Here is a 13,452-nt window from a genome sequence, read left to right as displayed (position 1 = left end):
GCTGTGAACCCCTGGCAGGTGCTCGGCATCGAGCCGATCGAAGACCCCCGCGCCATCAAGCAGGCCTACGCCCGCGCCGTGAAGCAGCACCGCCCGGACAGCGACCCCGAGGGCTACCAGCGCGTGCGCGAGTGCTACGAGTGGGCCTTGGGATGGGTGGAGTGGCGGCAGTCACAGGCGTTCGATCCGGGCGCGCCGGCGCCGCGCGCTTCCGAGCCTGCCCACGCGCACACGCCCGAGGTCGGCGTCGAGGCCGATACCGTCCGCGGCGATGCTGCGCCGACCGAGGCGGCGCCCGTCCCTGCGGCCACCATCGAGCCGGCGCCTCAGCCCCAGCCCGCGCCCGCGCCCGAGCCTCACGCTGCTGCGCCCGCCGCCCAGGCCAGCGACGGACTGGGCGAGAAGCGCAGCGATGCCGCGCCTGTCCCGATTCCCGACAGCGAGCCGGCACAGGAGCCCGCGCCGATCGAGATCGTCGAGCCCGCGCCTCTGCTGGCCTCTCTGCACCACTACTGGACGCAGCAAGGCGACGCCGCGCTGATCGATGCTCTGCCGCGTCTGCTGTTCGCCCTCAACGAGGTGCCGCTGGCCTACCAGGCGGAAGCCTCCCACCGCTTCGCCGCCTGGCTGGTCGAGAACCCGGTGCCGGAGGAAGTGGCGGCGGTGCTGCAGCGCCACTTCGGCTGGCGCAGCGACTACCGGGTGGATGCACAGCTCGGCCCCGAGCTTGGCGAAGCGCTGCGCGCGAAGCTGTCCGAACTTGGCCTCGACGGCACGCCGGGCACCCGGGCGGCGGCCGAGCGGGTGCTGTTCGGCGACCTGCGGCGCCTGGTCGAACAGCGCCGGCATTGGCGAGCACGCTGGCGCCTGCTTCGCGAGCCCGGACGCGCGGTGCTGAGGCTGAACCAGGAGCTCGAGCAGCTGACTCTGGGCCGGCCGCGGGTCAACCCGACCCACACCCTGATGAAGTACGCGGTCTCCAATGCCCACGCCCTGCTCTTCGGGCTTGCCGCCGTGGTCTTGGGTGGGCTCGCGGTCCTGTTCTCCGACTCCACGGAAGCGGGTTTTGGGCTGGGCCTGCTGTTTCTGTTCGCCGCCTATCCCCTGGGCATGCTGCTGCAAGGCTTCGCGCAGGGCATGGACCTGCTGTACGCCCGCCTGGGGCGCCTCGCTCCCGCAGGCCCCCGATTGCCCTACTGGCGACTGCTGGCGGCGCTCGCGCTGTGCGCCGCGGCGGTCTACTGGGGTGGCCTGCTGCCCCAGCCCTGGCTGCTGCTGCCGCTGAGCCTGCCGGTGCTGCAGCTGCTGTGGTGGATCGGAGGCCGCTGGAACCTGCTGCTGCTGCCGCTGACGCTGCAGTTCGCGCTGCTGCTGGGGCCGATGCTGCCGGAGCACTGGCCGGCCGCGGCGAGCTGGTGGATCGCGCTCGCCTGGGTCGGGGTTTCGCACTTCGGGCTGCTCCGGTCCGGCACCTATCCCCAGTTCTATCGCGACTCACGCGCGCTGCTGCCCAAGCGACCGCTCGAAGTCCTCTGGTATCTCATCGCCTTCAAGGCGGTGCTGTTCATGCTTGCGCTGGGCTATCTGCTGCTGCTGCCCACTACTCACCTGGTGCAAAGCCTGCGCGAATCGCCGCAGCGGCTTGCGGTCTGGTCGCTGCTCACCAGCGCGCTGCTGCTGCTGACCCGCGCCGAACCCGCGCTGGTGCTGCTGGTGGCGATCGCCTCGCCGCTGGTCTTTCTGCTGCTGGTGCGCTCGGTGGCGGCCTTGGCTGCGCGTCTGCCGGCGAGCCTGCCGCGCTCTGGCTGAGCACGCGAGAAAGCCGGCTCCGCCTGCGGCGGCCACCCGCTCGACGCTGGCGATCTGGCCCACGTGCTCCGCTGCCGCATTGCGCCGCACGCGCCCTGCGCGCCGGCGGTGTTTCGGGTGGCGCCGTGGTGTTGCGACGGTGGCGCTTGAGCTGCGCGCCTGCCGCCCTCACTCTCCGCACCCATGAACGCCAATACCTCTGCCAACCCCCTGCTCGCCGACCACGGCCTGCCCGATTTTCCGACCATCACCGCAGACCACGTTCTGCCCGCCGTCGAGGCGCGCATCGCCAGCTACGAGGCCTGCGTCGAGCAGGTGCTTGCCCAGCCCGGCGAGCCCAGCTTCGACCGCCTGATGGCGCCGCTGGAACGCGCCCAGGCCGCGCTCGACCACAGCTTTGCACCGGTGGGCCATCTGCACGGCGTGGCCGATTCCGCCGAGCTGCGCGAGGTGTACGCCGAGGCCGAAGCGCGCATCACCGATTTCTCGGCGACGCTCGGCCAGCACCGCGGCCTGTTCGAGGCGGTGCGGCGGCTGCGTCAGTCTTCCGAGTTCGACACCCTGCCACGGCCCGAACGCGCGCTCATCGAGGACAGCCTGCGCGGCTTCGAGCTGTCCGGTGTCGCGCTCGAAGAGCCTGCACGCTCGCGCTTCAAGGCGATCCAGAGCGAGCTGTCGCGCCTGTCCACCGCGTTCGAAGAGGCCGTGCTCGACAGCACCGACGCCTGGTTCAAGCCGCTCACTGACGCCGAACTCTCCGGCATTCCCGAGTCCGCGCAATCGATGCTGCGGGCGATGGGTGCAGAACATGAGGTCGAGGGCGCCGTCGCCACGCTGAAAGGCCCGGCCGTGCAGGCGGTGCTGAACTTCGCCGACGACCGCGCCCTGCGCGAGGCTGTCTACACGGCGTACCAGACCCGCGCCTCCGACCAGGGCCCGCATGATCGCGAGCACGACAACAGCGCGCGCATCGGCGAGATCCTGGCCCTGCGCCATGAGGCCGCGCGGCTCTTGGGCTTCGCTTCCAGCGCGCATGTCTCGCTGGCCGACAAGATGGCCGGCGAGCCCGAGCGCGTGCTGCGCTTCCTGCGCGAGCTGGCGGCCAAGGCCAAGCCAGTGGCCGAACGTGAGCTGGCGGAACTGTCGGAATTCGCACGCACCGAGCTGGGCATCGAGGCCCTGCAGGTCTGGGATGTCGGCTACGCCGCCGAGAAGCTGCGCCAGAAGCGCTTCGACTACAGCGACGAAGATCTGAAGCCCTACTTCCCGGTCGACCGCGTGATCGACGGCCTGTTCGCGCTGGCCGGTCAGCTGTATGGGCTGCGCTTCGCACCGCGCGATGACGTGCCGCTGTGGCATGCGGATGCACGCTACTTCGACGTGCTGGATGCCGACGGCCGCCTGCGCGCCGGTTTCTATGTCGACCTCTACGCGCGCAGCGGCAAGCGCGGCGGCGCCTGGATGGACGTCTGCCGCGCCCGCATCGATGCGCTGGAGCACCCGCAGATCCCGGTCGCCTTCCTGGTCTGCAACGTGCCGCCGCCGACGCCCGAGCTGCCGGCGCTCTTGACCCACGACGACGTCATCACCCTGCTGCACGAGTTCGGCCACGGCCTGCACCACATGCTGACCGAGGTCGCTTGGCCGGGCGTGGGCGGCATCAGCGGCGTCGAATGGGATGCGGTCGAACTGCCGAGCCAGTTCATGGAGAACTTCGGCTGGACGCGCGTCGGCATCGATCTGCTCGGCGGCCACTACCAGACCGACGAGAAGCTGCCGCAGGCTCTGTTCGACAAGCTGCTGTCGGCGCGTCACTACCACGCCGGCCTGTTTCTGGTGCGCCAGCTCGAATACGCCCTGTTCGATTTCCGCCTGCATCTGGAGTTCGACCCGGCGCGCGGGGCGCAGGCGATGGCCCTGCTCGATGCCGTGCGCGACGAAGTCGCGGTGATCCGCCCGCCGGCCTGGCAGCGCATGCCGAACACCTTCACCCACATCTTCGCCGGCGGCTATGCGGCCGGTTACTACAGCTACCTGTGGGCCGAGGTGCTCTCCGCCGATGCCTTCGGTGCCTTCGCCGCCGCCGGCGTGCTGGATGCAGCAGCGGGTGAACGTTTCCGCCGCGAGATCCTCGCCGTCGGCGGCTCGCGCCCCGCGCTGGAGAGCTTCATCGCCTTCCGCGGCCGCGAACCCGAGCCCGAGGCCCTGCTGCGGAGCTATGGCCTGGCGGCGTGAGGAGCGGGGATTCGGGATTGGGGATTGGGGATTCGAAGCCAACCCCATGAAGCGCGACGCGGTGCTCTCCTCTCCCCTCGTGGGAGAGGGGCCGGGGGAGAGGGGGCAGCCCTGCGGCAGCGCCTGTTCCCCTGAACGTGTTGCGGACGGCCGCGCTTCGCACGGATGCCCTCAATGCAAGCTGCCAGCGAGCACTCCGAGCCACCGCGGCGGATGACTTCAGTCACCCGCTGAACTCATGGACGGTTTAGCGGAAGCGCTGCATGCTCCGCGCTCACCCACCGGAGCGCCCGCATGTCCCTGTCGCCGCGTCTGTTTGCCCGTTCGGCCCTGTTCCTTGCTCTCGCCCTCGGAGCGCACGCCGCGCAAGCGCAGACGCCGCCGCTGCCGCCCGCCGCCATCGAGGTGCGCGATGTCATGAGCGGCGGCGACCTCGATCGCGCCATCGAACTCGCCGAAGCCTGGGCCGAACGCGAGCCGCAGAACGCCCAGGCGTTTGTTTGGCTGGGCCGCGTCTATGGCCGCCAGGCCCTGGAGGCCAGCGTGTTCACCAAGCTGAGCTGGGCCGGCAAGTGTCGCGAGGCCTGGGAAACCGCGGTCAAGCTCGACCCGGCCAACATCGATGCCCGCTTCGATCTGCTCGGCTACTACCTGCAGGCGCCGGGCGTGGCCGGCGGCGGCCGCGACAAAGCCGAAGCGACGCTGCCCGAGATCGATGCCATCCATCCGTCCTACGGCCAGCTCGCCCGCGGCCAGATGGCGGCGTCCGAGCAGGACTTCGCGGCCGCACGCAGCCATTTCGAAGCGGCTGTCGAGGCCGACCCCGCCTCGATCCGCGCCCGCACGGCGCTGGCGAACCTGCATCTTCGCGAACAGCGCAATGCGGAGGCACGCGGGGTCTGGCAGCAGGCCCTGCAGCGGAAGGCGGATGACATCTATGCGATCTACCAGCTGGGCCGCCTCGCCGCGGTCACCGGCGAGGAGCTCGAAGCCGGCCTGCAGCACTTCGACCAGTTCCTGGCCGTCGAGGACAAGCCCAGCGATCTCAGCGTCGAGGGCGCGCATTGGCGTCGCGGTCAGATCCTGGCCAAGCTCGGTCGCACCGACGAGGCCCGCGCCGCCCTGCAGCTGGCCAGCGCCGGCGACAAGCAGATCGCCGAGCTGGCGCAGGCGGATCTGAAGAAGCTCTAGCGCGGACTCGTAGGTTGGGCCAAGCGCAGCGCGGCCCAACATCGCTTCACCACGCTTGCCACGGGGTTTCGTTTCCGAGCGTTGGGCCGCGCTGCGCTTGGCCCAACCTACCAAGGCGCGCCGCGGGCTCTTGCAGGTTGGGCGGAGCCGCAGGCGATGCCCAAGGTCGCGGCCTCCATGCAGGTGGCGCCAGTCGATAAGGCTGTGGACGTACGGGTGAGGCTCAGCTGCCGAAAACGTGCTGCAGATCGGTCTCGTCAAGCCGCCGCCATTGCCCCGCGCTCAAGCCCTCAAGCGTCAACCCACCTACCGCACTGCGGTGCAGTTCGACCACACGGTTGCCGAGTGCGCCGAACATGCGGCGCACCTGGTGATAGCGGCCTTCGTGCAGGGTCAGGCGCGCTTCGTTGTTGCCCAGGCGCTCGAAGCCGGCGGGTTTCAGCGGGGTGTCCTCGCCGTCCAGCATCAGCGTTCCGCTGCCGAACACCTCGGACTCGTCGCCGCGCAGCGGATCCGCCAGCACGGCCTCGTAGACCTTGGGCACGTGCTGCTTGGGCGAGATGATCCGATGCAGCAGGCTGCCGTCGTCGGTGAACAGCAAGAGACCCGAGGTCTCGCGATCGAGTCGGCCAACCGTCGACAGCACCGGGTCGCGAAAGCGGAAGCGCTCGGGCAGCAGCTCGTAGACGAGGCGGCCAGTGTCCTTGGTCGAGCAGGTGTAGCCGGCCGGCTTGTGCAGCATCAGGGTCAGCGGCGTGACCGGGTCGAGCTCCTCGCCGTCGAACAGCACGTTCGCGGGCTCGACGTTGGCGTCATGGCGCAGCGGCGTGCCGGCGCGATCGGTGATGTAGCCCTCGCGGCACCAGGCCTGCACTTCGCGGCGGCTGCCGTAGCCGAGGTTGGCGATCAGGCGGTCAAGGCGCATGGGACATCCACAGTCGATGGGGGCGCGATGATCCGGTCTGCATGGCGGTGGTGCAAATCCACATGAGGGCTGCGGTGTGCGGCGGCGAGCGCCACAGGTCGAGGGGCGGTGGGTCGAGACCCACCCTATGCCCGCCGGAGGATCGGGGGGATCATCGATCGCCCACAGGCCCTAGGGTGGGTCTCGACCCACCGCAGGCGCGCGATCAACCCGCCTGCACCCTTCCCTTCCACGCCGCCAGCACTTCCGCCTCGCGCTCGGGCTTGATGCCGGCGCGCAGCGTCGCGCGGCGCTCCTCGGGCTGGGCATCGAACCAGGCGAGCGTGGCCGCCACGGTCTCGGCCAGCGGCCGGAAGCTCAGGCCCTTGGCGAGCGCCCGATCATTGCGATGGCGCGAGAAGCCCGCGCTCTCGCCCTGGCCGGGCACCCACACCGGCATGTCGCCCCAGGGGCTGACCTGCTGTTCGGCCAGGAACTCGGCCGACGCCCAGTGGAAGTTCGCTGCCGTGCCGGTCACCGCCTGGATGCCGTAGAGCAGCTGGTCCATGCCCATGGTGTAGGCCGGGCCCATGGCGTTGAAGGCGCCGAACGCGCGCTGCTCGGCCATGCGGACGGTCCACTCGGCGAGATCGCGTGCATCGATGAACTGCACCGGGTCGCGGCCATCGCCCGGGGCGAGGATGTCGCCGCCGCGGCGCACGCGCAGCGGCCAGTAGCTGAAGCGGTCGGTCTCATCGCCAGGACCGACGATCAGGCCGGGCCGGATCAGGGTGGTGATGTCGGGGAACCACTTCAGCGCCTCGTCCTCGCAGGCCGCCTTCATCGGCCCGTACAGGGCCATGTTGGCGATCAGGCTGGCGCGCGTCTCGGCCAGGATGTCGGGGCCGGTGTAGACCGCGCGCGCGGCGTCTTCGTCCTGGCCCGGGGTGGCGCTGTCGCTGTACACCGACAGCGTCGAGATGAACAGGTAGTGGTCGACCTGGCCCTGTAGCACCTGGCCGACATCGCGCACCCAGTGCGGCACGCTGGTCGGATTGTCGATGCAGACGTCCCAGCGTCGACCCTTGAGCGCCTCGACGTCGCCGGTCTCGCGGTCGCCGACCAGCTCTTCGACCTCGGCCGGCCAATCCTGCGGACGCCGGCCGCGATTGAACAGGGTGATGCGGTGGCCGCGCGCCAGCGCATAGCGCACCTGGTGCGGGCCGGTGAAGCCGGTGCCGCCGAGGATCAGGATGTTCAGCGGTTTGGCGGCCCGGGTGACCGCAGGTGCAGCGGCGCTGCTGAAGGCGGGGGCGAGGCCGGTGGCGCCGGCCAGCGCCCCCAGCTTCAGCACATCGCGACGGCGGATCGGCATGGCGGCACTCCTCGACAGCGGCGGAGAGTGCAGCCTGCGCCGGCTCGACGCGCGATGCGCTGGCGGGAAGTCATGCCTGTGCCGGCTGCCACTGCAGGCGGCTGCGGCGCGGGCCGTCCGCGCTGACCACCAGCTCCAGCACCCGGCCCTCGCGCGCGAAGCGCAGGCGTTCGGCGGCCACGCTGGACTCCAGGGCCTCGACCTGCCAGCCGTCTTCGCCCAGCTCGCGGCGGTAGAAGTCGACGACTTCGCGCAGCGGCGCCGGGCCGGCGTAGGCGACGCGGGCTTCGCCTTCGCCCTGCTCGAAGGCGACGCGAACGAAGCCAGGCAGGCGCGGGACGTCGGCGGGGTCGCTGCCGCCGACGTCGCTGCTCGGCAGCTGCAGGGCTGCCAGCGCCGCAGTGGCTGCCGCCAGCGCCGCACCTCCTTGTTGCAAGGGCGCGCGCAGGGCCTCGCTGGCCTCCGCTGCGAGCCCGTCCAAGGGCTGGGTCAGGTTCGGCAGGTTCGCCTTCAAGGCCTCGGCCTGGGCCTGCAGCTCGGCAGCGCGCGCCGCGGCCTCGGGGGCCAGGGCTTCGACGACCTGCCCCGGATCGACCGCCAGCGCCGCCTGGCCTTCGGCGAGGCGTGCCTTGGCCTCTTCGGTCAGCGCGCGTGCTTTCTGCGTGGCCTCATCGAGCGAGGCCGCGCCCAGCGATTCCAGCGGCGCGGCCAGCGCGGGCACGCGCTCGGCCAGTTCGGTGCGGCCGCTCTCCACCGCCGCCGAGCCCCACTGCCATAGCCCAAACAGGGCGGCGGCGCCCAGCGCCAGCGCCAGCAGCGGCAGACCGATCAGGGCAAGGCCGCCGACCACCCAGACCCAGCGCGGCAAGCGCCGCAGCGACAGGTTCGCATTCATGGGTGACTGCCCTCGCTGGGCCACCGACTGAAGCGCGCGGGCAGCTCGGTGCGGGTGCGGCGCATCAGCTGGCGCAGCCGGCCGCTGCGTCGCCCCAGCGCGCGTGCGGCGCGTTCGACGGCGGCGGCAATCGCCGCGTAAAGATCGCTGCGGGTGTCCTCGACCACCACGTCGGGCCGGCCCGGCAGCTGCAGCTGCAGGCGGCAGCGCTTGTCGACGCCGCCGCGGTCGGCGTTGATGTCGGACAGGCGCACCACCACGCGCTGCACGCCGGCGCCGATGCGGCCGAGTGCGAAGCGCAGTCGTCGACGCAGGTGCTCGTTCAGGCCCTGGGTCAGTTCAAAGCCGTGGGTGTGGGTATCGATTTGCATGGTGGCCTCCTGGGGGGCGGATGGGGGCTGTCTGCCCCGGCTCAGGAATACGGCCGCCAACACCTCGAAAAAAGCAGGTATTGTCTTTGCCATTGTCAGGAATGAGCAGAAGCCCATGGAGCGCCTCAATTACCGTCAGCTGCAGCAGTTCTGGACCGTCGCCCGTGCTGGCAGCGTGCGCGCTGCGGCCGAGCAGCTCGATCTCGCCCCGCAGACCCTGAGCGGTCAGATCGCCGCGCTGGAACTGAGCCTCGGCACCGCGCTGTTCCAGCGCGTTGGCCGACGGCTTGAGCTCACCGAGACCGGGCGCATGGTGCGCGCCTACGCCGATGAGATCTTCGAGCTTGGCGATGCGCTGCAGGAGGCCGTGTCCGAGGCGCGCAAGGCGCGCGTGCGGCCGCTGCGCGTGGGCGTGGCCGAGGTGGTGCCGAAGTCGCTGGCCTACGAGCTGCTGTCGCCTGCACTGGCGCTGGATCCGGCGCCGCGCCTGCACTGTCGCGAGGACAGCCTGCCGCGGCTGCTCGCCGAACTGGCATTGCATCGACTGGATCTGGTGCTGAGCGATCGTCCGCCCACCGGCGAGGCCGAGGTCAAGGTGCATTCGAGCCTGCTGGGCGAATGCGGTACCGCCTTCCTGGCTGCGCCTGCGCTGGCCAAGCGCCTGGCCCAGGAGTTCCCGCGCAGCCTGCAGGGGGCGCCGTTCCTGCTGCCCGGCGCCGACAGCCGCGTGCGTGCAGCGCTGCAGCGCTGGCTGGACCAGCACAAACTGCGCCCGCGCATCGTCGCCGAGTTCGAGGACAGCGCGCTGATGAAAGCCTTCGGGGCGGGCGGTGCAGGCGTGTTCGTGGTGCCCGCGGTGGTGGCCTCTGAACTGTGCGCGCGCCAGAACCTGGTCGAGCTGGGCCGCGCCGAAGACGTTCGCGAGCGCTTCTACGCGCTGGCGGGCTCGCGCCGCGACGGCCACCCCGGCGTGCAGGCCGTGCTGGAGTCCGCGCGCAGCCGACTGTTCGCGGAGGCATGACGCTCAGGGCACGCGTGAACTTCCCGTCATGCCCGGCGGTCGCAGCGCCGCCAGCTTGGCGATCGGGAGAGATCTCATGAAGCACAGTCGTTGCCACATCCGCGGGGTTCTCGCCCTGATCGCGCTGGTCTGCTGCGGTCCGGTGGCCGCTGCCGAAGTCGAAGCCGACGCAAGCTTGCGCGCCACCGCTGAAGCCACGCTTGCCCGCATCGCGCCGAATCTGGCCATTGATGCGGTACGGCCGGCGCCGATGCCGGGCCTGATCGAAGTCGAAGCCGCCGGCCAGCTGCTCTATCTGAGCGCCGACGGACGCCATCTGCTGCAAGGCAACCTGATCGACACGATCGAGCGTGTCGACTTGAGCGAGCGTCGACGTCAGCACAACCGCAGTGAGGTTCTGCAGACGCTGGACCCGACGCAGGCCATCGCCTTTCCGGCCGTCGAGGAGCGCCACCGGGTGACCGTATTCACTGCGCTCGAGTGTGGCTACTGCAAGCGCTTCCACGCCGACATCGAGGCCTATCGCGCGGCGGGCATCAGCATCGACTACGTGCTCATTCCGATGCGCGGCGAGGGCTCGGAGGGCGATCTCGCCGGCGCGCGCGTGCACTGCGCGGCGGACCGCCAGGATGCCTTCACCCGCGCCACGGCCGGCGAGCGCATCGAAGGGCCCATGTGCGACTCCGGCTACGACGCCGGCAAGGCGCTGGCGGCGCGCCTTGGCATCCGAAACACACCCACGATCGTACGTGTGGATGGCAGCACCAGCGGCTACCAGAGCCCGGCGGAACTGAGCGCATCATTGGCGGCGCTGACGCGCTGACAGTGGAAGGGTTCGCAGTCGAACTCGAACACAGCTTCGGGCTTGAGCGGGTCGGACGCTGGTCCCACTCAAGGCGTTGCGCCGGCCCGGCATCCGGGCTCGGCTTTCCCGCGCGTGCTGTGGCCTGCGAGGACTTGGACTGCTGGGTGGCCTCTTGCAGCGGGTCGCTCACCTGCATCAAGGTGTCGGCGCCGCGCGTGCTGCGCCCACGACCTCTGTATCACCATGACCGCCGCCGCCTGCCCGCGTCCCCTGCCAGCCCTGCTGTTGGGACTTGCGCTTCCACCACTTGGCCTGCAGTACGTGGGAGCCAACGTGCTCGGCTATCTCTGCCTGCCCCTGCTCCTGGTGGTCGGGCTGCTGGCGTTGCTGTGGCCGAACGTGGGGCTGCCCGCGCTGATCGCTCTGTCGATCGCCGGCGGCCTCGGCTCGGCTCTGCTCGCAAGCCGAGCCCGGTTGGCGGGCGACTGACCGCGCAACCGGGCCGGCAACCTGCTGGTGACCGCTCTGGTGTTCGCGGTGGTGGCCTGGGCCGGTGTCCGCGTGCTGGTGCTCGATGTGCTTCGCGTGCCCTCGGTGGCGATGGCTCCTGCCGTCCAGTCCGGCAGCCTGCTGTTCGCGGATGTTCGTCCGCGGACGCGTGCATGGCTGGCCGAGCTCTGGCCGGCACTGAAGAAACCGGCACTGGCGCCGAAGCCGGGTGAGCTGTGGCTGTTCGACTCCGGGCGCGACGGCATGTGGCTGAAGCGGGTCATCGGCGTTCCCGGTGACCGCCTCGAAGTCGCTCGGGGCCGGGTGCGCTTGAACGGTGTGCAGCTGGACAGTGCCGACGACAAGACCTCTGAGCACTTCGAGCGCCTGGGCGGAGAGCGCTACCGGATTCTGCTCACCGATGGCCCGCTCGACCATCAGACCATTGAGCGCCAGCTGACTGACGACGAGTTCTGGATGATGGGCGACAACCGCGCCAACTCCATGGACAGCCGCCAGCTGGGGCCGATCCGCCGGGACGCGCTGGTCGGTCGTGTGGTGGGTGTGCTGAACTTCTAGCCCAGCCGCCAGGACAGTTCGCCGGAATCGGGATCGACACGCTCCGATCGAAAGCCCCGTAGCGCGCTTCAGCCCTGCGCCAGGCCGCTGCGCTGCGCGCGCGTGAGCCTTGACACCGCGGAGTTGTAGGAGCCGCGCAGCAGACCTTTCAGCTCGCCCATAGCGAGCGCCTCGGGTTGCGTGCGCTGCACCCAGTGCGCCCGCGCCAGATAGGGCGCCGGCCGCAGTCCGGGGCGATCGGTGAACTCGAGGAAGCGCTCGGGGCCGACCCGGAAACTGAGATGGCCGGCCTGCGCGCCGCGCAGGCAGAACACGGCGAACATCTTGCCGCCGACCGAGAACACCAGCTGGTCCTGCCACTTCACTTCGGCGACGACGCCCGGCCAATCGGCGCAGAACCTGCGGAGCGCGGTTTCGTTCATGGCCCGAATATCCATGGTCGTGCGGGTTTGCTGCGCAGCGGATCCGCTCGGATGCCCAGCGGGATGCCGAACACGAAGGAGCCGACCAGCAGGAAGGCCAGCGAGCAGGGCACCATCATCGGCAGCATCTCGCCGAGGCTGAGCTCAGGTCGGTCGCGGCGCATGAAGGCGAGGATGATGCCGGCATACATCATCATTGGCGACACCACAAAGCCCGCCGACGTGCGCGCACCGGCCGCGCTGTCCTGCTCAGCCGTCTGATCGCAGGCGCCTGATTCTCAGGGGCGCGGGCGTGGGCCGCGGGCACGCAGCAGCTTGAAGCCACGCGCGCTGGCGATGCCGTCGATGCGGACGAAACGCTGCGCCAGCACCGCCTCGTAGGGCAGGTGGGCGTTGGCGACGACCCAGGCCTCGCCGTCCGCGTTGAGCGCATCGGCGGCGGCGTGCAGGAAGGCCTGGCCGATCGCCGGCAGGCCGCGACCGCCTTCGTGGAAGGGTGGGTTGCAGAGGATTGCGTCGTAGCGCCCTTCGATGCCGCGGGTGACGTCGCAGCCGTGCACCTGCACCGGCACGCGCGCTGCGCGCAGGTTGTAGCGCGACAGCGCGACCGCGCGCGCGCTGGCCTCGAACAGGTCCAGCGAGGTGATGCCGGGACAGCGTTCGAGCGCTGCCGCCGACAGCACGCCCAGCCCGCTGCCGAGATCGGCCACCGCGCCCGCCAGCGTCGTCGGCAGGTGCTCGATCAGCAGCGCGCTGCCGGCGTCGATGCGATCGACCGCGAACAGTCCGGGTGCGCCCAACAGGGCGGTCGAAACGAGGCCTTCGCTGCGCAGCGGCCGCGCCGCGTCGAGATCGCGCCAAGCGGCCATCTGCGCGCAGTCGCGACCCGCGGCGCGGGCGATCAGCACGCGGCATTTGTGCTTGCTGTGCACCTCAAGCGTCGGGCAGAGCAGGCGCAGATCGGCTTCGAAGGCCTTGGCCCCGGCGTCGTTGGCAACGCTCGCCAGCAGCAGACCGTCCTCGGCCAGCGCCGCCAGTGCGCGGGCGGCTTCGGCGCGCGCCGCTTCGCGCTGGCGCGCCGGGCTCAGCAGCACGAGATTCTGGCGGTCGACAGGCACAGAAGCCTGCAGGCCGTCGCCTGCGGCCGGCGAAAGACAGCGGTAGCCCGCGCGCGAAAGCGCGTCGCTCCAGGGTGTGAAGTCCTGCAGGGCCAGAATCTGCAGGTCTGGCGGCAGATTCAGGCCCGGCCGCGCGCCGATCCACAGCGCGTGCAGCGGTGTCACCGTCGAAGCGACCGGCAGCGTGCGCAGGGCCCAGCCCAGTGCGGCCAGGTCGGCGTCCAACTCGGCCATGCGC

Annotated in this window: 14 protein-coding genes; 7 read left to right on the top strand and 7 right to left on the bottom strand. The window is 70.6% G+C overall.

What is annotated here, in order from left to right; translation table 11 throughout:
* Window positions 1–3: 3 nt before the first annotated feature.
* The 3 genes from H4O13_15290 to H4O13_15280 all read left to right on the top strand — a co-directional run bounded on the left by H4O13_15290 (window position 4) and on the right by H4O13_15280 (window position 5,235).
* The gene (locus H4O13_15290) at window positions 4–1,809 is read left to right on the top strand and encodes a J domain-containing protein (protein ID MBE5316754.1); all 1,806 of its coding nucleotides are present in this window, start codon (window positions 4–6) and stop codon (window positions 1,807–1,809) included.
* A 183-nt stretch (window positions 1,810–1,992) separates the two neighbouring features.
* Window positions 1,993–4,044, top strand: coding sequence for a M3 family metallopeptidase (locus H4O13_15285; protein ID MBE5316753.1), 2,052 nt, complete (start codon window positions 1,993–1,995; stop codon window positions 4,042–4,044).
* Window positions 4,045–4,338: 294 nt separating this feature from the next.
* Window positions 4,339–5,235, top strand: coding sequence for a tetratricopeptide repeat protein (locus tag H4O13_15280; protein ID MBE5316752.1), 897 nt, complete (start codon window positions 4,339–4,341; stop codon window positions 5,233–5,235).
* A 223-nt stretch (window positions 5,236–5,458) separates the two neighbouring features.
* Here H4O13_15280 and H4O13_15275 read toward each other — a convergent pair whose 3' ends face one another.
* The 4 genes from H4O13_15275 to H4O13_15260 all read right to left on the bottom strand — a co-directional run bounded on the left by H4O13_15275 (window position 5,459) and on the right by H4O13_15260 (window position 8,780).
* Entirely contained in the window at window positions 5,459–6,160 is a 702-nt protein-coding gene (locus H4O13_15275) for a 16S rRNA pseudouridine(516) synthase (GenBank protein MBE5316751.1), read from the bottom strand.
* A 205-nt stretch (window positions 6,161–6,365) separates the two neighbouring features.
* Complete coding sequence (locus tag H4O13_15270) at window positions 6,366–7,514, bottom strand: epimerase (protein MBE5316750.1); 1,149 nt, start codon at window positions 7,512–7,514, stop codon at window positions 6,366–6,368.
* A gap of 70 nt (window positions 7,515–7,584) precedes the next feature.
* The gene (locus tag H4O13_15265; GenBank protein MBE5316749.1) at window positions 7,585–8,409 is read right to left on the bottom strand and encodes a hypothetical protein; all 825 of its coding nucleotides are present in this window, start codon (window positions 8,407–8,409) and stop codon (window positions 7,585–7,587) included.
* Window positions 8,406–8,780, bottom strand: a complete 375-nt coding sequence (locus H4O13_15260) for an HPF/RaiA family ribosome-associated protein (GenBank protein MBE5316748.1) — start codon at window positions 8,778–8,780, stop codon at window positions 8,406–8,408. The genes H4O13_15265 and H4O13_15260 overlap by 4 nt, the downstream gene beginning before the upstream one ends.
* A gap of 115 nt (window positions 8,781–8,895) precedes the next feature.
* On the opposite strand from H4O13_15260, the gene nhaR reads away from it, so the two are divergent.
* The 4 genes from nhaR (at window position 8,896) to lepB (ending at window position 11,674) form a co-directional block, all read left to right on the top strand.
* Window positions 8,896–9,801 carry a transcriptional activator NhaR gene (nhaR, locus tag H4O13_15255; protein ID MBE5316747.1) on the top strand — a complete coding sequence of 302 codons (906 nt, stop codon included), beginning with the start codon at window positions 8,896–8,898 and terminating at the stop codon, window positions 9,799–9,801.
* A gap of 76 nt (window positions 9,802–9,877) precedes the next feature.
* Complete coding sequence (locus H4O13_15250; protein ID MBE5316746.1) at window positions 9,878–10,624, top strand: DsbC family protein; 747 nt, start codon at window positions 9,878–9,880, stop codon at window positions 10,622–10,624.
* A 225-nt stretch (window positions 10,625–10,849) separates the two neighbouring features.
* Window positions 10,850–11,095, top strand: a complete 246-nt coding sequence (locus H4O13_15245; GenBank protein ID MBE5316745.1) for a hypothetical protein — start codon at window positions 10,850–10,852, stop codon at window positions 11,093–11,095.
* Window positions 11,096–11,122: 27 nt separating this feature from the next.
* Window positions 11,123–11,674 carry a signal peptidase I gene (gene lepB / locus H4O13_15240; GenBank protein ID MBE5316744.1) on the top strand — a complete coding sequence of 184 codons (552 nt, stop codon included), beginning with the start codon at window positions 11,123–11,125 and terminating at the stop codon, window positions 11,672–11,674.
* Between the two features lie 68 nt (window positions 11,675–11,742).
* Here lepB and H4O13_15235 read toward each other — a convergent pair whose 3' ends face one another.
* The 3 genes from H4O13_15235 to H4O13_15225 all read right to left on the bottom strand — a co-directional run bounded on the left by H4O13_15235 (window position 11,743) and on the right by H4O13_15225 (window position 13,448).
* Window positions 11,743–12,096, bottom strand: coding sequence for an MmcQ/YjbR family DNA-binding protein (locus H4O13_15235; protein MBE5316743.1), 354 nt, complete (start codon window positions 12,094–12,096; stop codon window positions 11,743–11,745).
* The gene (locus tag H4O13_15230; protein MBE5316742.1) at window positions 12,093–12,293 is read right to left on the bottom strand and encodes an AbgT family transporter; all 201 of its coding nucleotides are present in this window, start codon (window positions 12,291–12,293) and stop codon (window positions 12,093–12,095) included. Before H4O13_15230 ends, H4O13_15235 begins: the two co-directional genes overlap by 4 nt.
* An 81-nt stretch (window positions 12,294–12,374) precedes the next feature.
* Entirely contained in the window at window positions 12,375–13,448 is a 1,074-nt protein-coding gene (locus H4O13_15225) for a methyltransferase (GenBank protein MBE5316741.1), read from the bottom strand.
* Between the last annotated feature and the right edge of the window lie 4 nt (window positions 13,449–13,452).

It is taken from the genome of Lysobacterales bacterium, assembly GCA_014946745.1.
Classification (GTDB): domain Bacteria; phylum Pseudomonadota; class Gammaproteobacteria; order Xanthomonadales; family Xanthomonadaceae; genus Aquimonas.
This window is presented reverse-complemented; position numbering and strand designations above follow the sequence as displayed.

Excerpts from the sequence above, each read along its gene's own strand:
- H4O13_15285 (MBE5316753.1), top strand. The coding sequence starts at position 1,993 with ATGAACGCCAATACCTCTGCCAACCCCCTGCTCGCCGACCACGGCCTG.
- H4O13_15280 (MBE5316752.1), top strand. The coding sequence starts at position 4,339 with ATGTCCCTGTCGCCGCGTCTGTTTGCCCGTTCGGCCCTGTTCCTTGCT.
- H4O13_15275 (MBE5316751.1), bottom strand. The coding sequence starts at position 6,160 with ATGCGCCTTGACCGCCTGATCGCCAACCTCGGCTACGGCAGCCGCCGC.
- H4O13_15270 (MBE5316750.1), bottom strand. The coding sequence starts at position 7,514 with ATGCCGATCCGCCGTCGCGATGTGCTGAAGCTGGGGGCGCTGGCCGGC.
- H4O13_15265 (MBE5316749.1), bottom strand. The coding sequence starts at position 8,409 with ATGAATGCGAACCTGTCGCTGCGGCGCTTGCCGCGCTGGGTCTGGGTG.
- H4O13_15260 (MBE5316748.1), bottom strand. The coding sequence starts at position 8,780 with ATGCAAATCGATACCCACACCCACGGCTTTGAACTGACCCAGGGCCTG.
- nhaR (MBE5316747.1), top strand. The coding sequence starts at position 8,896 with ATGGAGCGCCTCAATTACCGTCAGCTGCAGCAGTTCTGGACCGTCGCC.
- H4O13_15250 (MBE5316746.1), top strand. The coding sequence starts at position 9,878 with ATGAAGCACAGTCGTTGCCACATCCGCGGGGTTCTCGCCCTGATCGCG.
- H4O13_15245 (MBE5316745.1), top strand. The coding sequence starts at position 10,850 with ATGACCGCCGCCGCCTGCCCGCGTCCCCTGCCAGCCCTGCTGTTGGGA.
- H4O13_15235 (MBE5316743.1), bottom strand. The coding sequence starts at position 12,096 with ATGAACGAAACCGCGCTCCGCAGGTTCTGCGCCGATTGGCCGGGCGTC.
- H4O13_15230 (MBE5316742.1), bottom strand. The coding sequence starts at position 12,293 with ATGATGATGTATGCCGGCATCATCCTCGCCTTCATGCGCCGCGACCGA.
- H4O13_15225 (MBE5316741.1), bottom strand. The coding sequence starts at position 13,448 with ATGGCCGAGTTGGACGCCGACCTGGCCGCACTGGGCTGGGCCCTGCGC.